General features: G+C 65.1%; 19 protein-coding genes. 12 read left to right on the top strand and 7 right to left on the bottom strand.

Annotated elements, in window-relative coordinates; all coding sequences use genetic code 11:
• The first annotated feature begins 77 nt into the window (after window positions 1-77).
• The 6 genes from NKH95_RS18520 to NKH95_RS18495 are packed head-to-tail and all read left to right on the top strand — an operon-like array spanning window position 78 to window position 4916.
• On the top strand, window positions 78-1277 hold the full coding sequence (locus NKH95_RS18520) for an MFS transporter (protein ID WP_502895258.1): 1200 nt from the start codon (window positions 78-80) through the stop codon (window positions 1275-1277).
• Window positions 1274-1744 carry a cyclophilin-like fold protein gene (locus NKH95_RS18515; RefSeq protein WP_352722087.1) on the top strand — a complete coding sequence of 157 codons (471 nt, stop codon included), beginning with the start codon at window positions 1274-1276 and terminating at the stop codon, window positions 1742-1744. Before NKH95_RS18520 ends, NKH95_RS18515 begins: the two co-directional genes overlap by 4 nt.
• 19 nt (window positions 1745-1763) lie before the next feature.
• On the top strand, window positions 1764-2159 hold the full coding sequence (locus tag NKH95_RS18510) for a (R)-mandelonitrile lyase (protein WP_127296953.1): 396 nt from the start codon (window positions 1764-1766) through the stop codon (window positions 2157-2159).
• A 25-nt stretch (window positions 2160-2184) separates the two neighbouring features.
• A complete protein-coding gene (locus NKH95_RS18505; RefSeq protein WP_127296952.1) occupies window positions 2185-3201 on the top strand; it encodes a zinc-dependent alcohol dehydrogenase family protein in 1017 nt (338 codons plus the stop codon).
• A 60-nt stretch (window positions 3202-3261) separates the two neighbouring features.
• The gene (locus NKH95_RS18500) at window positions 3262-3696 is read left to right on the top strand and encodes a lipocalin-like domain-containing protein (protein WP_206535327.1); all 435 of its coding nucleotides are present in this window, start codon (window positions 3262-3264) and stop codon (window positions 3694-3696) included.
• A 29-nt stretch (window positions 3697-3725) separates the two neighbouring features.
• Window positions 3726-4916 carry an arabinose transporter gene (locus tag NKH95_RS18495; RefSeq protein ID WP_352892383.1) on the top strand — a complete coding sequence of 397 codons (1191 nt, stop codon included), beginning with the start codon at window positions 3726-3728 and terminating at the stop codon, window positions 4914-4916.
• Window positions 4917-5380: 464 nt separating this feature from the next.
• On the opposite strand, the gene NKH95_RS18490 is transcribed toward NKH95_RS18495, so the two are convergent.
• Both NKH95_RS18490 and NKH95_RS18485 read right to left on the bottom strand, forming a co-directional pair.
• Complete coding sequence (locus NKH95_RS18490) at window positions 5381-5728, bottom strand: DUF2934 domain-containing protein (protein WP_352611119.1); 348 nt, start codon at window positions 5726-5728, stop codon at window positions 5381-5383.
• 95 nt (window positions 5729-5823) lie between these two features.
• Window positions 5824-6432, bottom strand: coding sequence for a BA14K family protein (locus NKH95_RS18485; RefSeq protein WP_352892382.1), 609 nt, complete (start codon window positions 6430-6432; stop codon window positions 5824-5826).
• A 259-nt stretch (window positions 6433-6691) separates the two neighbouring features.
• Here NKH95_RS18485 and NKH95_RS18480 point away from each other — a divergent pair, with 259 nt between their 5' ends.
• From NKH95_RS18480 to NKH95_RS18470, 3 genes are all read left to right on the top strand, one after another.
• Entirely contained in the window at window positions 6692-10810 is a 4119-nt protein-coding gene (locus NKH95_RS18480; protein ID WP_352892381.1) for a Pls/PosA family non-ribosomal peptide synthetase, read from the top strand.
• A gap of 89 nt (window positions 10811-10899) precedes the next feature.
• Window positions 10900-11310 (top strand): GNAT family N-acetyltransferase, encoded by a 411-nt coding sequence (locus NKH95_RS18475; protein ID WP_502895266.1) that lies wholly within the window; start codon window positions 10900-10902, stop codon window positions 11308-11310.
• A complete protein-coding gene (locus tag NKH95_RS18470; protein WP_352892379.1) occupies window positions 11310-11951 on the top strand; it encodes a 4'-phosphopantetheinyl transferase family protein in 642 nt (213 codons plus the stop codon). Before NKH95_RS18475 ends, NKH95_RS18470 begins: the two co-directional genes overlap by 1 nt.
• Before the next feature lie 9 nt (window positions 11952-11960).
• Here NKH95_RS18470 and NKH95_RS18465 read toward each other — a convergent pair whose 3' ends face one another.
• Window positions 11961-13067: a KamA family radical SAM protein gene (locus tag NKH95_RS18465; RefSeq protein WP_352892376.1), complete on the bottom strand. Its 1107-nt coding sequence runs from the start codon at window positions 13065-13067 to the stop codon at window positions 11961-11963.
• Between the two features lie 366 nt (window positions 13068-13433).
• On the opposite strand from NKH95_RS18465, the gene NKH95_RS18460 reads away from it, so the two are divergent.
• Complete coding sequence (locus NKH95_RS18460; protein ID WP_352892374.1) at window positions 13434-15095, top strand: acyl-CoA synthetase; 1662 nt, start codon at window positions 13434-13436, stop codon at window positions 15093-15095.
• A 296-nt stretch (window positions 15096-15391) separates the two neighbouring features.
• Here NKH95_RS18460 and NKH95_RS18455 read toward each other — a convergent pair whose 3' ends face one another.
• Both NKH95_RS18455 and NKH95_RS18450 read right to left on the bottom strand, forming a co-directional pair.
• Entirely contained in the window at window positions 15392-16282 is an 891-nt protein-coding gene (locus NKH95_RS18455) for an NmrA family NAD(P)-binding protein (protein WP_352892372.1), read from the bottom strand.
• On the bottom strand, window positions 16279-16461 hold the full coding sequence (locus NKH95_RS18450; RefSeq protein WP_352556332.1) for a YjiS-like domain-containing protein: 183 nt from the start codon (window positions 16459-16461) through the stop codon (window positions 16279-16281). Before NKH95_RS18450 ends, NKH95_RS18455 begins: the two co-directional genes overlap by 4 nt.
• 60 nt (window positions 16462-16521) lie before the next feature.
• On the opposite strand from NKH95_RS18450, the gene NKH95_RS18445 reads away from it, so the two are divergent.
• Together NKH95_RS18445 and gcvA are read left to right on the top strand one after the other, a co-directional pair.
• Window positions 16522-16656, top strand: coding sequence for a hypothetical protein (locus NKH95_RS18445; RefSeq protein WP_352556334.1), 135 nt, complete (start codon window positions 16522-16524; stop codon window positions 16654-16656).
• 20 nt (window positions 16657-16676) lie between these two features.
• The gene (gene gcvA / locus NKH95_RS18440; RefSeq protein ID WP_352892370.1) at window positions 16677-17588 is read left to right on the top strand and encodes a transcriptional regulator GcvA; all 912 of its coding nucleotides are present in this window, start codon (window positions 16677-16679) and stop codon (window positions 17586-17588) included.
• 265 nt (window positions 17589-17853) lie between these two features.
• Here the strand turns inward: gcvA and NKH95_RS18435 are convergent, their stop codons facing one another.
• A complete protein-coding gene (locus NKH95_RS18435; protein WP_023813355.1) occupies window positions 17854-18066 on the bottom strand; it encodes a tautomerase family protein in 213 nt (70 codons plus the stop codon).
• A 54-nt stretch (window positions 18067-18120) separates the two neighbouring features.
• On the bottom strand, window positions 18121-18879 hold the full coding sequence (locus tag NKH95_RS18430; protein WP_352892369.1) for an SDR family oxidoreductase: 759 nt from the start codon (window positions 18877-18879) through the stop codon (window positions 18121-18123).
• Window positions 18880-18925 lie beyond the last annotated feature (46 nt).

Raw genomic sequence — 18925 nt, 5'->3', positions numbered from 1 at the left:
TAAAATGGGTTCCTCTGCAATATCTTCTGGCATCGCGACAGGGATTGGCGGCTGATCCACCCGGTCGCCTTGCAAGGATGCCAATTGTGGAAACGACGTACGACACAAGGCTTGTTGAAGACCGCGCCGCATGGGGCGCGGTGTTGTCGATGGCGCTGTGTGTTTTCGTGCTCATCGCGTCTGAATTCATGCCGGTCAGCCTGCTGTCGCCGCTAGCGTCCGATCTCGGCATCACCGAGGGCCACGCGGGACAGGCGATCTCGATTTCGGGCGTTTTCGCTGTCGTGACCAGCCTGCTGGTCGCCGGTCTCACGCGCCGCATCGACCGCCGACTGGTCGTGACTGGCTTCACCCTCCTCCTCATCGTGTCCGGTTTGGCTGTGACCTTCGCGCCGAACTACGCGTTCCTCATGGTCGGCCGGGCACTGCTCGGCATCGCGATCGGCGGGTTCTGGTCGATGTCGACCGCGATCGTCATGCGCCTCGTGCCGCAAGACATGGTTCCGAAGGGTCTCGCCATGCTAAACGCGGGCAATGCCATTGCGGCCACCATCGCGGCGCCGCTGGGCAGCTTTCTTGGCGCCTATGTCGGCTGGCGCGGCGCTTTCTTCCTCGTCGTGCCGTTTGGGCTCCTGGCGCTGGCCTGGCAGTGGACCAGCCTGCCGGCGCTGCCCCCGCGCCGGAGGAAGCGTCCTGGCAATCCGCTGGCGCTGCTCGGTCGTCTTTCAGTCGCCATCGGCATGGCGTCGATCATGATGCTGTTCATGGGCCAGTTCGCGCTCTTCACCTATCTTCGGCCCTTCCTCGAGAGCGTCACCCGGCTCGACATCGCTGCCCTCTCGGCGGTCCTGCTGGCGATGGGGCTGGCGGGGGTGCTCGGCACATGGTGCGTCGGCCGGCTTTTGCGCACGCGCCTGTTCAGCATCCTCATCGCTATCCCGCTGGTCATGGCCGCGCTGGCCGCTGCACTCATCGCTTTCGGTGCACTCCCGGGTCCCACAACACTGCTGCTGGTTGCCTGGGGCTTCTTCGGCACGGCCGCGCCCGTTGGCTGGGGCACGTGGCTCAGCCGAACGCTGCCGGACGACGCAGAGGCCGGCGGCGGGTTGCAGGTAGCCGTCATCCAGCTCGCCATCACCGGCGGCGCCGCAATCGGCGGCACGCTCTTCGATACAGTCGGCTGGTGGGGAGCGTTCACTCTAGGCGCAGTGCTGCTCAGCGGATCGGCGCTCGCCGCCCTTGCCGCATCGCATATGACCCGGAAGTCTTTGCCATGACCATCGAGCGTGCGCCGCTCAGCCGCCGGACATTGCTCGGCGCCGCGCTCGCGGTCGCGGCCCTGCCTCGCGCAGCCGCCAGCCAAGAAGGCAAAGCCTCGATCAGCCAGGAGCCAACCGACATGAAGATCAGGATGGCCTTCAACGGCCGCATCATGACCGCCACGCTCTACGACAATCCCTCAGCGCGCGACTTCTTCTCCATGCTGCCGCTCGACCTCAAGATCGAGGACTACGCGCATAACGAGAAGATCGCCTATCTGCCGCGCAAGCTGACTGAGGAGGGAAGTGGCCCGTTCGCCAACGAGCAGCCCTACGACCTGTGCTATTTCATGCCCTGGGGCAATCTGGCCATGTTCCACGCCGACTATCGCCATCCCGGGCTGATCAGGATCGGCCGCTTCGATGAGGGCGAGCAGGCCCTGCACATTCGCGGCGAGTTCCCGCTTCGCATCGAACGCATTTGAGGACGCAAAGGAGATCACCATGGACATTCTTCGCGCTGGCACGAGGCCTTCCGGCAAGGGACCACCTGACTGGTTCACCGGAACGGTGCGGATCGATCCACTCTTCAATCCCTTCGATGCCGGGCGAGTCCAAGGCGCACAGGTGACCTTCGAGCCTGGCGCCCGCACCGCCTGGCACACGCATCCGCTCGGCCAGACGCTGATCGTCGTCTCCGGCCTTGGCCGCGTGCAGCGCGAGGGCGGTCCGGTCGAGGAAATCCGTGCCGGCGACGTCGTCTGGTTCGCGCCCGGCGAGAAGCACTGGCACGGCGCGTCGCCTCTGACCGCCATGACCCACATTGCCCTCCAGGAGGTCAAGGACGGCAAGGTCGTGGACTGGCTGGAACATGTCAGCGACGCCGACTACGGCGCTTGATTCTCTCCACTCGAAAGGAACCAAAATGATCGCAACCATTCTTCACAAACCGGGCGACATCCGCTGCGAGGAAATCGCCGATCCGAAAATCATGCGGCCGACGGACGCAATCATCAAGCTCTCGGCAAGCTGCATCTGCGGCTCGGACCTGTGGCCCTATCGCGGGCTGCAGCCGGTCGACGGCCCGATGCACATGGGCCACGAATATTGTGGTATCGTCGTCGAGGTCGGCGCAGAGGTGCGCACGGTCCGTCCCGGCCAGTTCGTCGTCGGGTCGTTCTGCCTTTCCGACAATACCTGCCCGCATTGCCGCTTCGGCTTCCAGTCGTCTTGTGTGCAGCGCGAATTCATGTCGGGCGCGCAGGCGCCTTACGCTCGCGTGCCGTTGGCGGATGGCACACTGGTCGCCACCGCCGAGGTGCCGCCGGCCGAACTCATCCCTGACTTGCTGGCTGTGTCCGATGTGCTCGGCACCGGCTGGTATGCGGCCGACGCGGCCGAGGTCCGAGAAGGATCGACGGTGGTGGTGGTCGGCGACGGTGCGGTCGGCCTGATGGGCGTGCTTGCGGCCAAGGAGATGGGCGCCGAGCGCATCATCGCCATGAGCCGGCACGCCAGCCGCCAAAAGCTCGCCCGCGAGTTTGGCGCCACCGACATTGTGGCCGAGCGTGGCGAGGAAGGCGTCACGCGCATCAAGGAACTCACCAAGGGCGTCGGCGCGGACTCCGTGCTGGAATGCGTCGGCACGGGAGAATCCTTCGACCAGGCGCTGGCCTGCTCTCGTCCCGGCGGCACCATCGGCTATGTCGGCGTGCCGCATGGCGTGAGCTTCGACGGCCAAAAACTATTCTTCGGCCAAAAGCGCATGATGGGCGGCCCAGCGCCAGTGCGCCGCTTCCTGCCCGACCTGATGGACCGTGTACTGCGAGGCAGGATCAAGCCCGGCAAGGTCTTCGACCTCAAGCTGCCGTTGGCAGAGGTCGCTGAAGGCTACCGCGCCATGGACGAGCGGCGTGCCATCAAGGTCATGCTTTCCGTGTGAGCGAAGATTGGGCGGACGGCCTGTCCGCCCCCCGCCAAATCAGAAAAGGAACAACGACATATGACTATGAGATCGAAGATCGCCGCCCTTGCGCTTGCGCTTTCCGTCGCCACGCCGGCGTTCTCGCAAGAGTCCCCGATCATTGGCGCATGGCGCATGAGGTCGCTCGAGGCCGGTGCCGAGGGAAACCTCAAGCCAGTGCCGTATTCCGGCCAGGTCATCTTCACCGAGGCCGGCTCCCTCTCGGTGCAGGCCCAGAACCCCGACGCCAAGGCGCCGGACACGCCTTACACAGCGAATGGCTACGAAGCCTATTACGGGCCCGTCGCCATCAACGACCAGGACAAGACCTTCGTCATCACGATCGAGTCCTCCCTAGTCCGCAACCTTGTCGGGAAGAGCATGAAACGCAAATTCGAAGTCTCGGACAACAAACTGGTCCTCACGCCGGACAATCCGGCCGAAGGCTGGCGTGTGACCTACGAACGCTACTGATCTGAACTGTTGGGTTCAAGGTGTTGCCGATGGCCAAAGTGGCGGGGACTTCAGACCGAAATGGAGCGATGGCGGAACTGGTGCCAATCATGGCGGCTGTCTTCGCCGGCTTCCTTCTGATCGGCTTGGCGCTACCCGTCCTGCCGCTGCATCTTCATCAGCAACTCGGCTTCGGCCCCTTCGCGGTCGGACTGGTGACGGGCAGCCAGTTCGTCGCCTCGATGTTGTCGCGCATTGGGGCCGGAAACTATGCCGATGGGCGCGGCGGCAAGCGGGCCGTCGTCGTCGGCCTCATTGCCGCTGCCCTGGCGGGATTATTTTACCTCGGCTCACTGGCATTGCTCGACCGGCCGGTAGCGTCCGCATCGGCGCTCTTCGCCGGCCGGGCGGTATTGGGCGCGTCGGAGAGCTTCATCATCACCGGCGGCGTCGCCTGGGGCCTCTCCCTTGCGGGCGGACAGAACTCCGGAAAAGTCATAGCCTGGGTGGGCACGGCGATGTTTGCGGCGCTCGCGCTTGGAGCGCCGGTCGGATCTGCGCTTTATGCGGCGAGCGGTTTCACCGCGATCGCACTCGCGACCATCGTCCTGCCGCTTGCGACGCTGCTTGCCATCCTGCCGATGCGTGGCACCAGCACCGCCGCGAGCAGCGTGCCGCAGTCATGGACGAGCGTGGCTCAAGCGGTCTGGCTTCCCGGAGTGGGAGCAGCTTTCAGCAGCCTCGGCTATGGCGCGATCCTGGCCTTTGCCGCGTTGCTCTTTGCCGAACGGGGATGGCAGCCGATCTGGCTTCCCTTCACGGCTTATGCCGCGGCGCTGATCGTGGCAAGGCTGTGCTTCGGCCACCTGCCCGACAGGCTTGGGGGCGCACGCGTCGCTGTGATCTTCGTCGCCGTCGAGGCCGCAGGGCTGATGCTGATCTGGCTTGCGACCGGGCCTGTTGTCGCCGCAATTGGAGCGGGTCTCACTGGCCTTGGCTACTCGCTGGTCTATCCCGGTCTCGGTGCCGAGGCAGTAAGCCATCTTCCGTCGCGCAGCCGCGGCCTAGCCATGGGACTCTACACCGTCTTCCTCGACGTGGCGCTCGGCTTCGGCAGTCCAGCGCTCGGCTTGGTCGCCGCGTCGGCCGGGCTGCAATTCGTCTTCTTCGCCGTCGCGATGGCGACGCTTCCGGCTTTGGGCATCGCTCTGCTGCTGGGTCGCCGTAACGCTTCACGATAGGGCCGGGTATTCTGTGCTCGCGATGTTGCGCAACTACGATCACCTCGCGCTGGCAACGTTGAAAATTGGCGCAGCGCCAGCCAAAACGCAAAAAACCCGACTGTGCGGCGGGACACTGGCGCAAATCAGCACCATAGGCAGAAATGTAGCATAGCTGCCCTCACCCGTCAAGAAAAAATTCCTATCGACGTCAGCACCAGCTGCCCGCCGGACCCGTGCATTCCCGACCAACAGCCAGCGGCGCAATTGCGGTGGAGGCCAACATTTCAACGAAAGTAAATTCAGATCCAACTTGACGGAACATTAGCCATAGCTAATTGTTGATCTGTGCGGCAGGTGGTGCCCTCCATCGCCTGCCGAAGATCGGCCGTCCGATCGGCCCGCGTCCTCCGCCAGAGGCGCGGGCTTTCGGGCTGGGTGACCGGCCAGCCCTCGCAACGGTATTTCTGTCCTTCAGCCTCCGATCATTTCGCCAGTCCCTCATCGGGGTTTCGCCGCCTTTTGGCCTTGAGGCTGCGGGCGGCTTGCTCCACCGCGGCGCGGTCGTTGCCCAAGCGGTCGAGCAGTTCCTGTGCCTCGTCGCCCGATATGCCGGTGCGCACCGCCAGCGCCTCGACCTCCAGCACGTCGGTGCTGGCGACCTCGCCAGTCTCAGGCAGCGCATCGTCCGCCGTCAGCGGCAGGGCCGCCTCGCGGTCGATCTCCGCCTCGGCCTGGTGCCAGTGCCGTTCGGGGTCGCCCTGCATGCGGCCTTCCCGTTCCCAGATCTGGTAGGCGCGCTCACGAATTCTGTCGTCCCGGTCGTCGCTCATGGTCAGTCCTCCTTAGGTCAGGGTTGAACGTCGCGCCAATGCGAACGCTCCGGAAAATCCGCGCGATCGGATCGCCTGCCTGCGGCGCGCGGGCTCTACTGGCATTGCCGTCTCGGCCCGCCGGAGTATGGCTGGTAGGAGTTGTCTTCCGGGCGATAGGAGCGGTAGCGGCTGAAGCAGTAATCGACATGGTCGGCCGAAAGTGCTTCGCCGCCATCGTCGGCAGCGTAGACCCCCAGGCCGGCGCCGTTTTCGTCGCCATCGTCGGCAGTGGGCTGGACGAGCTGGCCGGCGGCTTCGAGATAGGGCGAGATGCAGGGGCGCAGCTGCCCGCTGTAGGAGAGATAGTTGTTGTCGTCCGCGTGGTAGGAGCGATAGCGGCTGGCGCACCAGGCGAGATGCGGAGGCGGCAATCCGGTCGTCTTGGGCGCGATGGCGCCGGTGACGGTGGGGTCGGGTGGTGTTTCCTGCGGTTTGGCGGGGATGTCGGGCGGCGCGGACTGTTTGGCCGGCAGGCGTTCGAGGCCCTGCCCGGCTTTGTTCACCGGCCGCGCCTTCTTGGTCCACAGCTCCGCCACGCTGACAGTAGCCGTTGCCTGGCGCGGCGGCTTCGCGGCAAGCAGCCAAGCGGCGAAGCCCAGTCCGCTGCCGAAGACCGCAAGGGTCAGCACGAAGCCGCAGACCAGTCCCAAAACCGCTTTCACCACACGCTCCTTAAGTCCCTGCTCATAGAATGCGGGGCCTCAAGGCTGGTTCCAGAAAAACGCCGGGTGCACGCCCTCGCGTGCCGCCGAGCGCGCCCGGCGAGAGCCGCCAAGGGAGGCTCAAAAGAGCGCCCAGACACAGTTCAGAAACAATATTCAACAGTTCGGAAAAACTGGCGAAAAGATCGGATGGCATAAGCATCCCACAACAACTGGAAAAATGGCCGTGCCGGGCGATGCCCGGCCTGGACGGGAAAGTATGGAAATGGATCACGGTGTCGACATCGCCGAACTGGACGCGGAACGATCGGGGCTGGAAAGCGGCCCGGCAGATGTCGATGCGCTGGTAAAAACGGCCCCCGCGACAGCCAGGCGCGGGCAAATCCTGACGGGCGCCGACTTTGCCCGGCACGGCCTCCCCGTCGAGCGGCTCGACACCGTCTTCGAACAGCTCGCCGAAATGTTTGCAGCGCTGCCGGCGGTGATCTCCGACGGGCGTGTCTGGACCTATCGTGAACTGGACAGCCGGGCCAACCAGTTCGCCCGCCTGCTGGTCAAGCGCGGCGTGCGACCGGGCCACCGCGTCGGGCTTCTCCTCGACCGCTCGGCGGAGACCTATGTCGCGCTGCTCGCGGTGATGAAGGCAGGTGCTGCCTTCGTGCCGCTGGCCACCGCTTTTCCCGAGGAGCGGATGGCGCTCATCATCGAAGACGCCGGCGTCAGCCTGATCGTCACCATCGCCGCCTATGCGTCGCGCGCCGGTCAGCTGCCGGTTCCGCATCTGCTGATCGACAGCGCGGCCGCCGAGATCTCCAAGCAATCCGACGCGCCGCTGAAGCCGAATGCGAAGACTTCGGACGACACCTGCTACATCCTCTACACCTCGGGCACCACAGGCAAGCCCAAGGGCGTGGTCATCAAGCACCAGAGTTTCGTCAATTTCATCCGCGTCGCCGCCGCCTCCTACGGCTACCGGCCGGGCGATCGCGTCTACCAGGGCATGACCATCGCCTTCGACTTTTCCTCCGAAGAGATCTGGGTGCCGTTCGTCGCCGGCGCCACGGTGGTGCCGGCACCGGGCCAGATGCCGCTGGTGGGCGAGGAGCTGGCCGATTTCCTGCGGCTCCATGACATCACCTGCATCGCCTGCAGCCCGACGCTGCTGTCGTCGATGACGTCGGATGTGCCCAGCCTGCGCACGCTGCTGGTCGGCGGCGAGGCCTGCCCGCACAATCTGGTGGTGCGCTGGTCGAAGCCGGGGCGGCAGATCCTCAACACCTATGGCCCGACCGAGGCGACCGTCACCGCCACCATGGGCGCGCTGACGCCGAACAGCCCCGTCACCATCGGCGCGCCGCTACCGACCTACTCGATCGTCATTCTCGACGCTTCGCTGCCGCAGCTTGCCGAGCCGGGCGAACTGGGCGAGATCGGCATTGCCGGCATCGGGCTCGCGGTCGGCTATCTCAACAGGCCCGACCTGACCGAACAGAAATTCATCGCCGATTTCGTCGGCCTGCCGAACAACCCGTCGAAGCGCATCTACCGGACGGGCGACCTTGGCCGCATCAACGACCAAAGCGAGATCGAGTATGCCGGCCGCATCGACACCCAGGTGAAGATCCGCGGCTACCGCATCGAGCTCGGCGAGATCGAGGCGGTGCTGCTCGACCAGCCCGAAATCGCCCAGGCCGCCGTCACCACCTGGGAGATCGAGCCCGGCCGCGTCGAACTCGTCGCCTATTACGCTCCAAAGGTCGGCCAACCGGCGATCTCGCGCGCGGACCTCGCCAGGACGATGAAGCGGCGCCTGCCCGACTACATGGTGCCCTCCTATCTGGAGGAACTGCCGGCCATCCCGATGACGGTTTCCAACAAGGTGGATTTGCGCCAGCTGCCGAAGCCGACAAGTGTGCGGCTTTCGGGCGATCGCGCCATGGTCGCGCCCGCCAATGACGACGAGCGTTTCCTGGCCGACGCACTGGCCGCCGTATTGAAATTCGAGGAAGTGTCCGTCGAGGACAATTTCTTCGACGATCTCGGCGCCAACTCGCTGCTGATGGCGCATTTCTGCGCGCGCCTGCGCACCAGGAAGGAATGGGCGACGGCGTCGATGCGCGACATCTATCTCCACCCGACCGTGGCGCGGCTCGCGCTGCATCTGGGCGTGGCGGACGAGATGACGACGGCCACCAACGAGCCCGTCCTCACCCGCCGGGCCTCGAATTTCGCCTACTGGACCTGCGGCGCCGCACAGCTTCTGTTCTACGCGCTCTACAGCTATGGCGCCCTGTGGGCGGTCAATGACGGCCTCAACTGGATGTATGACGCGCTCGACGATCCGCTGCAGCTGTACATCAGGTGCGTGGCGCTTTCGGCCGCCGTGTTCTTCGGCATGTCGGGCTTTGCCGTCATCGCCAAATGGGTGCTGGTGGGCCGCTGGAAGGCCGAGGCGTTTCCCATCTGGGGCGTGCGTTACTTCCGCTTCTGGGTGGTCAAGACGTTGATCCGCACCGCGCCGGTCGTGCTGTTCCGCGGCAGCCCGCTCTACAGCATCTATCTGCAGCTTCTCGGCACCAGGCTCGGCAAGAACGCCGTCATCGAATCGAAATCCGTGCCCGTCTGCACGGATCTCATCTCGATCGGCGCCAACACCATCCTGCGCAAGGAATCGATGATCCTCGGCTTCCGGGCGCAGTCCGGCTATATCCACACCGGGCCGCTGACCATCGGCCGCGATGCCTTCGTCGGCGTCGGCTCGACGCTCGACATCGACACGAGGATCGGCGATGGCGCCCAGCTCGGCCATTCGTCCTCGCTGCACCGCGGCCAAAGCATCCCCGACGGCGAACGCTGGCATGGCTCGCCGGCCGTGCCGACCACGGCCGACTATTGCAAGGTGCGCAATGTCGATCCTTCCAACATCCGGCGCTTCCTGTTCGAAGCGGTTCAGCTGATCGGGCTGTTTGCCATCGTCACTCCCTTGCCGCTGCTATTCCACAGCTATTGGGAAAACGTCGGCGACGACTACCAGGAAACCATCGGCGTCGTCGCGATCGGCACCACGGTCACGCTGTTCGGCTACATGGCCGCATCCTTCCTGGCGGCGACGCTGGTGCCGCGCCTGGTCAGCCTGCTGTTGAAGCCCGGCCGCACCTACACGCTGTACGGCTTCCGCTACTGGCTGCAGACTGTCGCCGAATTCTCGAGCAACTCCCGCGTGCTCGGCCTGCTGGCCGGCGACAGCTCGGCCATCGTGCACTACATGCGAGCCATCGGCTGGAACCTCAACAAGGTGGTGCAGACCGGCTCCAATTTCGGTTCCAACCAGCAGCACGAAAACCCGCTTCTGTGCGAGATCGGCACCGAGACCATGGTGTCGGACGGGCTGTTCATGATCAACATGCACAAATCCGCCTCCGCCTTCCGGCTCGAGCCGACGAGGATCGGCGAGCGCAACTATCTCGGCAACAACATCTACTATCCGCCGGACGGACGCACCGCCGACAACGTCCTGCTCGGCACCAAGGTGATGATCCCCATCGACGGGCCGCTGCGCGAGAATGTCGGGCTTCTGGGTTCGCCTGCCTTTGAAATCCCGCGCATGGTGAACCGCGACAAGGAACTCATCGCCGGCATCGACGAGGACGACCGGCGCCGGCGCATCCCGTTGAAGAACCGCCACAATCTGGTGACGATCCTGCTGTTCGTGGCAACGCAATGGGTCATGCTGTTCGCCACGCTGGCGATCTGGGACCGGGCGCTGAACTACTATACCGAATGGGCTGAAGTCGCACTGTTCGTCGCCGTGCTCCTGACCTCGGCGATCACCATTCCGTTCTACATCTTCGTGGAACGGGCGAGCCTTGGTTTCGGCCGGCTGAAGCCGCAGATGACGACGATCTACGACGTCACGTTCTGGCGCCACGAACGCCACTGGAAGCTGGCGGATTCGCCGATCGTGCGGCTGTTCGCCGGCACGCCGTTCCGGCCGATGATCCTGCGCATGCTGGGCGTCAAGATCGGCAGCCGTGTCTATGACGGCGGCAGCAACCTCACCGAACGCTCGCTGGTGGAGATCGGCGACGACGCGACCCTCAACGAAGGCTGCGTCATCCAGGCCCATTCGCTGGAGGAAGGCGCCTTCAAGTCCGACTTCATCCGCATCGGCAAGGGCTGCACGCTCGGACCTTCAGCCTTTGTCCATTACGGCGTCGTGATGGGCGAAGGCTCGGTGGTCGATGTCGACTCCTTCGTCATGAAGGGCGAAGAGCTGGAGGCCAACTCCATATGGCGGGGCAACCCGGCCAAGCTGCACCGCTTCGTCGAGCCGATCACCGACGATGGCTCCAAGGTATCGGCCAGGGCATCGGCTTGAAGAAGGGCATCGGCTTGAAGAAGGGCATCGGCTTGAACACCGGAGATATCCGTCTCGTTGCCGTGACCGAGGCCAACCGTGCCCAGGTCATGGCCCTGGAACTCGCGCTGGAGCAGAGGGATTTCGTCGCCGGCAATGCGGACTCGCTGGAAGAAGCCGGGACTGACGAAGACGCGAGGCCACGCGTCGTCATGGCTGGCGATCGTGTTGTCGGCTTCCTGATGTACGAGGCGCCGGAGGATGACGACGAGGCACGCATCTATCGCTTCATGATCGACCGCGCCGCTCAAGGCAAAGGCTACGGCAAGGCCGCACTGCTCGAAGTGCTGGTCGAAATACAGGGGCTCGGCCACATCAGGCACGTCTCGATCTGCTACGAACCGGAGAACGATGCGGCGCGAAATCTCTATCGCAGCGCCGGTTTCGTCGAAGAAGGGCTCGACGAGGACGGAGAAATGATCGCCGATCTCGCTTTGCCGGCCCGGACGCACGAGCCGTGATGCGGCTGCCCGAGGAAATCGCCTTGGCCGAAGCGATCGCCGCCATCGCACCATCGGGAGTCCGGATCGGATGCCGGATGATCCGCGACGGCGACGACGCCCATCTGCTGCCTGGGGAAGCGCATTCCATCCCCGCGCGTCAGCCTGGCATGCGGCGCGCCAGCGGCGCGGCCCGGTGGATCGCGCACGGACTGCTGGCGGAGCTTGGCGTTGGCGACGTCGCCATCTTGCGCTCGCCAACCGGCGCGCCGGTCTGGCCTGACGGAATAACCGGTTCGCTCGCGCACGACGACGACATGGCCGTGGCGGCGATTGCACCGATTGGCGATATCGCCTCGCTCGGCATCGACGTCGAGCCCGCGCAGCCTCTCCCGGATGACATTTTGGCGCTCGTGACAACACCCGCGGACCGCACGGACGCAGCCGACCGGCATCTTGCCGGCCGCATCCTCTTTGCCGCCAAGGAAGCCGTCTACAAGGCCGTCTATCCGCTCGATCGCGAGGTGCTGGGCTATGAGGACATCACCATCGACCTGAACGCAGGCTGCGCGACGACGAAGACGGGCCGCAAGGCCAGCCTCGCCTATTGCGTTGCCCCGCGCGTGGTGGTGCTGGCATTTGTCGAGAAAAACGCGCGGTAGCGCGCAGCCCTATTCGCCAACGATCTCCCTATATCCCCTCACCTCGCCATCGAGCCCGCGCAGCCGCCAGTTCTCGCCGTCCCGTCCCTCGACATGGCAAGGCCCGATCGGCACCTTGCCGCCGCCCTCCGGCAGGTCGAGCACATAGACGGGGTTGCAGATGCCCGACAGCCGCGCGCGCAGCGCTTCGGTCAGCGCCTGTCCCTGCGCAATCGTCGTGCGCCGGTGCGCCATGCCGCGCGCGAGGTCGCCATGGTGCAGGTAGTAGGGTTTGACGCCGAGGCGGTACATCAGCTCGCGGCAGAGTTCTTCCAGCGCCTCGATGCTGTCGTTGACGCCCTTGAGCAGAACGCTCTGGTTCAGCAGCACGAAGCCGGCTTGCCGAAGCGTGCGGCAGGCGGCCTCGGTTGCGTCGGTGATCTCGCGCGCGTGGTTGAAATGGGTGACGACAGTGACCATCAGCCGGCCCTGCAGCGCCGCGACGAGCCCTGATGTAATGCGCGACGGCAGCACCACCGGCACGCGCGTATGGATGCGCAGCAGCCGCACATGCGCAATGGCTTCGATGCGCGCGAAGATTTCAGCCAGTACCTTGTCGGGCAGCGACAGCGGATCGCCGCCGGTCAGGATCACCTCACGGATTTCGGGGTGATCCGCGATGTAGGCCAGCGCCGGCTCCAACGCCTCGCGGGTATAACCCCTGCCGATCGAGGTCAGCGATTCCTTGCGGAAGCAGAACCGGCAATAGACCGCGCATTGATAGGTCGGGAACAGCAGCACCCGGTCGGCATGGCGATGCGTCAATCGCGGCACCGGGCTGAAGTCGTGGTCGGCGATCGGATCGTCGAGTTCCCCTTCCACCTCCTCCAGTTCCTCAGGCGACGGGATGACCTGCGCCCGGATCGGATCGGCCGGGTCGTTCCAGTCGATCAGGTCGAGATAGGCTTTGGGCGCGCGCACCTTGTGGTTCGCGGCCGCCGCTTGCGCCGCCGCGCGCTCAGCTGGCGACAGCGGCAGGGAGGCGAGATCGCGGACGTGGCGGACACCGGCGCGGATTTCTGCCTGCCAGGCGGTGTCGGGGGCGGGTGCATCTTGGAGGTCGGTGTCTGAGGTCATCGGGTTTCTCGGGTGGTATGCTTGGGGCGGACCTATCGGGCGGATGGCTGGTGAGGTCAACAGCCCCATTTGCTACGGCCGCGATCCTTCACACCCCCCTCTGTCCTGCTGGACATCTCCCCCGCAAGGGGGGAGATTGGATGTCGCCATCACTTTCGCCAACCGTCAACGTCGCAAGACAAGCGCCGCGATTGAGGCGCCGATCTCCCCCCTTGCGGGGGAGATGTCCGGCAGGACAGAGGGGGGTGTTCAAGCGCCAACCTGCCCCGCCACCAACTTTCGCCGCATCGACCAGAGCCACGATTTCGGGCATCTATAACCGACAGCGCCGCATGGGGAGATGCGGCGCCGCCAGGGAGGACTGCCATGACCCAAACAACGCCGGCGCCGCTGCCGCGCTACATCGATGCCGTTGCGCGCTTTCGCCTCTCGGATGAAATCGCCCTGCTTGGGGGCGATCCCGCGACGGGCATCAACGCCTGCATCGAATGCTGCGATCGCCATACCGGCCAGAACCGGCTGGCGCTGCGCGCCATCTCCGTCGGTGGCGAGCTGCGGGAGTTCAGCTTCGACGATCTCAAGGAGATGTCGGCGCGCGTCGGCAACATGCTGAAAGCGGCCGGCGTCGGCTCCGGCGACATCGTCGCCGGCATGCTGCCGCGCATTCCCGAACTGGTGGCGCTCATCCTCGGCACCTGGCGCATCGGTGCGGTCTACCAGCCGCTGTTCACCGCCTTTGGCCCCAAGGCCATCGACCACCGGCTGAAGACCAGCGGCGCGAAGCTCGTCGTCACCAACATTGCCAATCGCGGCAAACTCGACCAGGTGGAGGATTGCCCTCGGGTTGCAACCATCCTTGCCCCAGGCGAAGCCCTGCCGGCCGGCGACATCGATTTCCGCGCCGACTTCGCCGCCGCCTCGCCTGACTGCCAGCCGGTGATGCGCAAGGGCGACGATTTGTTCATGATGATGTCGACCTCGGGCACGACAGGTTTCCCCAAGGGCGTTCCGGTGCCGCTCAGCGCGCTGCTGGCCTTCGGCGCCTATATGCGCGATGCCATCGGGCTGCGGCCCGCCGACGTCTTCTGGAACATCGCCGATCCCGGCTGGGCCTACGGCCTCTATTACGCCATAACAGGCCCGCTGCTGCTTGGCATCGCCACGACCTTCAACGAGGGCGCCTTCACCGCCAGGAGCACCTACGACATCATCGAGCGCCTCGGCGTCACCAGCCTTGCCGGCTCGCCCACCGCCTTCCGCCTGCTGCTGGCCGAAGGACCCGAGGCCGCCGCCCGCGTCAAGGGCCGCCTGCGTGTGGTGAGCAGCGCCGGCGAGCCGCTCAACCCGGAGGTGATCCGCTGGTTCGACGCTCATCTCGCCGCCCCCATCCACGACCATTACGGCCAGACCGAGAACGGCATGATGGTCAACAACCATCATGGCCTGTCGCACCCGGTGCGCCACGGCTCGGCCGGCTTCGCCATGCCGGGCTACCGCATCGTCGTGCTCGACGAGGCCAGCCACGAACTTGGCCCCAACCAGCCCGGCATTCTCGCCATCGACATCGCCAATTCGCCGCTGCGCTGGTTCGGCGGCTATCATCAGGCCGAAACCCTTGCCATAGCGGGTGGCTATTACCGCACCGGCGACACGGTCGAGTTCGAGCCCGACGGTTCGATCTCCTTCATCGGCCGCGCCGACGACGTCATCACCTCGGCCGGCTACCGCATCGGCCCGTTCGACGTCGAAAGCGCGCTGCTCGAGCATCCGGCGGTCAACGAGGCAGCGGTCGTCGGCGTGCCCGATCCGCAGCGCACCGAAATCGTCAAGGCCTTCGTCGTTCTGGCGCCCGCCTTTCGAGGCAGCGAGGCGCTGGCCGAGGAACTGGCGCAGCATGTCCGCAAGCGCCTCTCGGCCCACGCCTATCCGCGCGAAGTCGAGTTCGTCAGCGAGTTGCCGAAGACGCCGAGCGGCAAGATCCAGCGGTTCCTGCTGAGGAAGGCCGAGGTGGAGAAGCGGAAGGAGTGACACGGCCGATCTCCCCACTTGTGGCAGGGCTATCGCATATGGATTCTTGCGAAGAAGAACCCCCACCCTAACCCTCCCCACAAGGGGGAGGGAATGCTGCCGCGTGCCTTTAATTCTTGTTGGCGCCGAAAAGACAGGCGATGCTTCTGGGTCAGCGCCAACGGAAGTCTCCCTTCCCCTTTTGGGGAGGGGTTAGGGGTGGGGGTCCGTGCCGGGCAGACATCTCAGGAATTCCATATGCGATAGCCCTGCCACAAGTGGGGGAGATCGGCAGTTGCAACGCCGCGCTTCTGCTCCTACCGCCCAGCGGTGCCCGCCATCGCCACAAAGGCGCTCTCGATGGTCTCGAACGTCAGCTCCGGATAGAGCGCGCCGGCTTCCGGCGTGGCCGTTTCGAGCGCCGTCTCACCGCGTATCCAAAACGCCCGCAGCAGTCCGAGCCAGGGGGCTGATGCGATCATCGCCTCAAGCTCCGCCGCACTCTGGGGCACGATGCGCGGCGAGCGGCCGCTGACCCGGCGCCACAGATCGATCATTTCGTTCTGGGTGATCTCGTTCTGGGCGATGCGGATCTCGCTGCGGATGGCACTGGGGTCGTTCAACGCGCGCAAGGTGACGGCGGCGATGTCCTTCTCGCTGACAAACGTCGCCGGCACATTGCCGTCGCCATAAAGCGTCACCTCTTCGGGCGGCAAGGGCGACGAGCCGAAGCGCATCAGGTCGCCCAGCGTCGTCACCCAGGTCGAGAAGAAGCCGTTGGTGTAGATCACCGTATAGGGCAGATCCGCTTGCCTGATCGCGTCGAACACGGCTCGCTTGAGGTCGAGCGGCGGAACCGAGCCCGGTGCAGCGGCGGCAAAGTCGAGGCCGAAGCCGGCGGAAGGTACATAGCGGGAGACGCCGGCATCCCTGAGCGCCCGCACCAACGTCATCTCGCTGGCCGAATCCACATGCACCGAGCTGATGACTCGATCCACCGCACCGGCGGCGCGGACAAGGCTGCCATAGTCGTCGAGATCGCCGACATGGATTTTGGCGCCGAGCTCCTTCAGCGAATGCAGCCGTTCTTCGTTACCGGCTGTTGCCGGACGAACCAGAACGTGCAGGCGATCGCCATTGCCTGCGCTGGCCTTCGCCATCTCGCCACCCAGCAGCCCCGTCGCGCCGATGATCAGGGTGCTGGTCATATCGCCCTCCCATTGCGCAGGATGGAACCGTCCCAGTCGCGCTCGAAGCCGATGTCGTGCAAGCGATGGTTCGAGAAGCGTGAAACTCGGCGCAGCATGCGCCGGCGCTCGACGACTGCAGCGGTTCTGAGTGCAAGACCGCTCATCGCGGCGCCGATGGATTCGAAGGTCGGGTTCATTGTCCGTCTCCTGTATTTGCCTAGGCGCAAGCGTGCCGACGCCGTCCGCGGAGGACGAGCATGACGATTGCTCACACTGTTCTGGTCGTTCAGCGCAGCGGTGAGATGGAAAAACCGATCTGGATGCGCTGCTACGTCAGTAGATTGGACATTTATGGGCTGGACGACAAACTACTCTTTGTGCAGGATTTGTGAGTAACGCTCACAGGTGGACCATGCCGCGCAGACTGCCGCCGCTCACTGCCCTGCCCGCCTTCGAGGCCGCCGCCAGGCATCTGAGTTTCTCCAAGGCTGCGGGCGAACTCAACGTCACCCATGGTGCGGTCAGCCGCGCCATCCGCAACATTGAGGACAGGCTGGGGATCCAGCTTTTCGATCGGGGGACGAGGTCCGTGCGCCTGACGCCGGTGGGCGCGGCCTATGCATCGGAAGTCAGGACGGCGCTGGACCAAATCGCCGCCGCCACCATCGCCGCCACGCCCGACCGCACGACAGGCATCCTGAATGTCAGCACATCGGACGGTTTTGCCGGCCGCTGGCTGGTGCCGAGGCTGCATCGTTTCCACCGCGCCAACGCCGATATCGACGTGCGGCTGTCGACCTCGGGCGTGCTTTCCGATTTCGTCAGCGACGGCATCGACATCGCCATCCGCTACGGCAAGGGCGGCTATGCCGGAGTGACAGCGGAATTTCTCGCCGATGAAGAGGTCTTCCCCGTCTGCAGCCCGGAACTGCTGCAAGGCGAACATCCGCTGCGCTTGCCGGCGGATCTCAGGCATCACAAATTGATCCATGATGCCTTTCGCATCGACTGGGCGACATGGCTGCAACATGCCGGCGTGGCAGATGTCGATCCGAAGCGCGGCGTGCGCTTCGATTCCGCCACCTTCGCCGTCGAGGCCGCGGTGCATGGCGAAGGCGTGCTGCTGGGCCGAAGCGCGCTGGTCTCGGCCGACCTCGCCGCCGGGCGGCTGGTTCGTCCCTTCGACCGCGCGCTGAAATCCGCCTCGCGCTACTACGTCGTCTACCGCGACGGCGCGCTGCGTCAGAAGAAGATCAGGGCGTGCCGCGACTGGCTGTTTGCCGAAATGGCGACTGACTGGATTGGCGCGACGAAGGGCGATTGAAGCGGAGGTCTACGCTTGCAAACCCAAGCGCTGCAGCGCCGCGCAGACCCCCCACCCCGCTGCTTCGCATCGACCCTCCCCACAAGGGGGAGGGTGAGGAAGGCGCCCTGCCCGCCTGCCTTTTTTGGAAATGCGGAAAAGCTGGGCTCCCTACCTCCCCCTTGTGGGGAGGTCGGACCGGAGGTCCGGGTGGGGGTTCTGGCGCAAACTTTACTAGACTGGAGTTCCTCGCCTCACGAAGTCGGGAGAGGAGGTCGGCCCGGCACTACTCCTTTGCGCGAAAAACTTCCGGCACGACGAACACTTCGTCGGCCCGGCCATAGCCGCCGTCGGCGACCTCCTCCACCAGCACCATCGTGAAGGGGCGCGCACCCTCGCCGAAAAAGTCGACGAACATGGCTGTCGTTCGATGGATGAGGTCTTCCTTCTGCGCCCTGGAGAGCGCCGCTTGCGGTAGCTTGATGTTGGCGAATGGCATGATCTTTTCCTTTCTGTGGAGTTTCAGGTTCGGGGTGGAGCGGTCGGCGACGGCTCAGACGACGCCGCCATTGGCGCGGATGATTTGCCCGTTGACCCAAGCGCTGTCCGGACCGGCCAGAAACGAGACCAGCCCGGCAATGTCGTCGGGCTGACCGAGCCGGCCGAGCGGGATCATCTTGCCGATGGCCTCGATCTGCGCCTCGCTCTTGCCGTCCGTGAACAGCGCGGTCTCGATCGGTCCGGGCGCCACCGCGTTGACAGTGACACGGCGCGCGCCGAGCTCCTTGGCCAGGATGTGGGTCATCGCCTCGACACCCGCCTTGGTGGCGGCGTAGACGCCGTAGCCCGGCTGGTAGAGGCCGACGACGCTGCTGGAAAAATTGACGATGCGGCCGCCGTCGCGAAGCCGGCGCGCGCCTTCCCGCATGCCGCGGAACACGCCGCCGAGATTGATCGCGATCTGCGTGTCGAACGAAGCATCGTCGGTCTGCGCCATCGGCGACATCTTCATGACGCCGGCATTGTTGACGAGGATGTCGATGCCGCCGAACGCCTTCTCGCCGGCGTCGAACAGCGCTGCGATCCCATTCGGATCGGCGATATCGGCCTGAACGGCGATCGCCTTGCCGCCGCCGGCTTCGATGCTGCGCACAAGCTCTTCGGCCTCGGCGCGGCCCCGTGCATAGTTGACGACGACGGCGACGCCGTCGCGGGCGAGCCGCTGTGCGATGGCGGCGCCGATGCCTTTGGAGGCGCCGGTCACGATCGCGGTTCTGGTTTGGCCACCCGTATCTGTTTGATTGGATGTCATGGAAGTCTCTCCGTGTTGGTGACACGGATATAGGCCGGCCCGCTTT

This window comes from Mesorhizobium sp. M0848, assembly GCF_040319805.1.
In the GTDB taxonomy this organism is placed as follows: Bacteria; Pseudomonadota; Alphaproteobacteria; order Rhizobiales; family Rhizobiaceae; genus Mesorhizobium.
Note: the sequence above shows the minus strand (reverse complement) of the source record. Positions and strands in the feature narration are given on the sequence as shown.

Excerpts from the sequence above, each read along its gene's own strand:
- NKH95_RS18520 (WP_502895258.1), top strand. The coding sequence starts at position 78 with ATGCCAATTGTGGAAACGACGTACGACACAAGGCTTGTTGAAGACCGC.
- NKH95_RS18515 (WP_352722087.1), top strand. The coding sequence starts at position 1,274 with ATGACCATCGAGCGTGCGCCGCTCAGCCGCCGGACATTGCTCGGCGCC.
- NKH95_RS18510 (WP_127296953.1), top strand. The coding sequence starts at position 1,764 with ATGGACATTCTTCGCGCTGGCACGAGGCCTTCCGGCAAGGGACCACCT.
- NKH95_RS18505 (WP_127296952.1), top strand. The coding sequence starts at position 2,185 with ATGATCGCAACCATTCTTCACAAACCGGGCGACATCCGCTGCGAGGAA.
- NKH95_RS18500 (WP_206535327.1), top strand. The coding sequence starts at position 3,262 with ATGACTATGAGATCGAAGATCGCCGCCCTTGCGCTTGCGCTTTCCGTC.
- NKH95_RS18495 (WP_352892383.1), top strand. The coding sequence starts at position 3,726 with ATGGCCAAAGTGGCGGGGACTTCAGACCGAAATGGAGCGATGGCGGAA.
- NKH95_RS18490 (WP_352611119.1), bottom strand. The coding sequence starts at position 5,728 with ATGAGCGACGACCGGGACGACAGAATTCGTGAGCGCGCCTACCAGATC.
- NKH95_RS18480 (WP_352892381.1), top strand. The coding sequence starts at position 6,692 with ATGGAAATGGATCACGGTGTCGACATCGCCGAACTGGACGCGGAACGA.
- NKH95_RS18475 (WP_502895266.1), top strand. The coding sequence starts at position 10,900 with ATGGCCCTGGAACTCGCGCTGGAGCAGAGGGATTTCGTCGCCGGCAAT.
- NKH95_RS18470 (WP_352892379.1), top strand. The coding sequence starts at position 11,310 with ATGCGGCTGCCCGAGGAAATCGCCTTGGCCGAAGCGATCGCCGCCATC.
- NKH95_RS18465 (WP_352892376.1), bottom strand. The coding sequence starts at position 13,067 with ATGACCTCAGACACCGACCTCCAAGATGCACCCGCCCCCGACACCGCC.
- NKH95_RS18460 (WP_352892374.1), top strand. The coding sequence starts at position 13,434 with ATGACCCAAACAACGCCGGCGCCGCTGCCGCGCTACATCGATGCCGTT.
- NKH95_RS18455 (WP_352892372.1), bottom strand. The coding sequence starts at position 16,282 with ATGACCAGCACCCTGATCATCGGCGCGACGGGGCTGCTGGGTGGCGAG.
- NKH95_RS18450 (WP_352556332.1), bottom strand. The coding sequence starts at position 16,461 with ATGAACCCGACCTTCGAATCCATCGGCGCCGCGATGAGCGGTCTTGCA.
- NKH95_RS18445 (WP_352556334.1), top strand. The coding sequence starts at position 16,522 with ATGACGATTGCTCACACTGTTCTGGTCGTTCAGCGCAGCGGTGAGATG.
- gcvA (WP_352892370.1), top strand. The coding sequence starts at position 16,677 with ATGCCGCGCAGACTGCCGCCGCTCACTGCCCTGCCCGCCTTCGAGGCC.
- NKH95_RS18435 (WP_023813355.1), bottom strand. The coding sequence starts at position 18,066 with ATGCCATTCGCCAACATCAAGCTACCGCAAGCGGCGCTCTCCAGGGCG.
- NKH95_RS18430 (WP_352892369.1), bottom strand. The coding sequence starts at position 18,879 with ATGACATCCAATCAAACAGATACGGGTGGCCAAACCAGAACCGCGATC.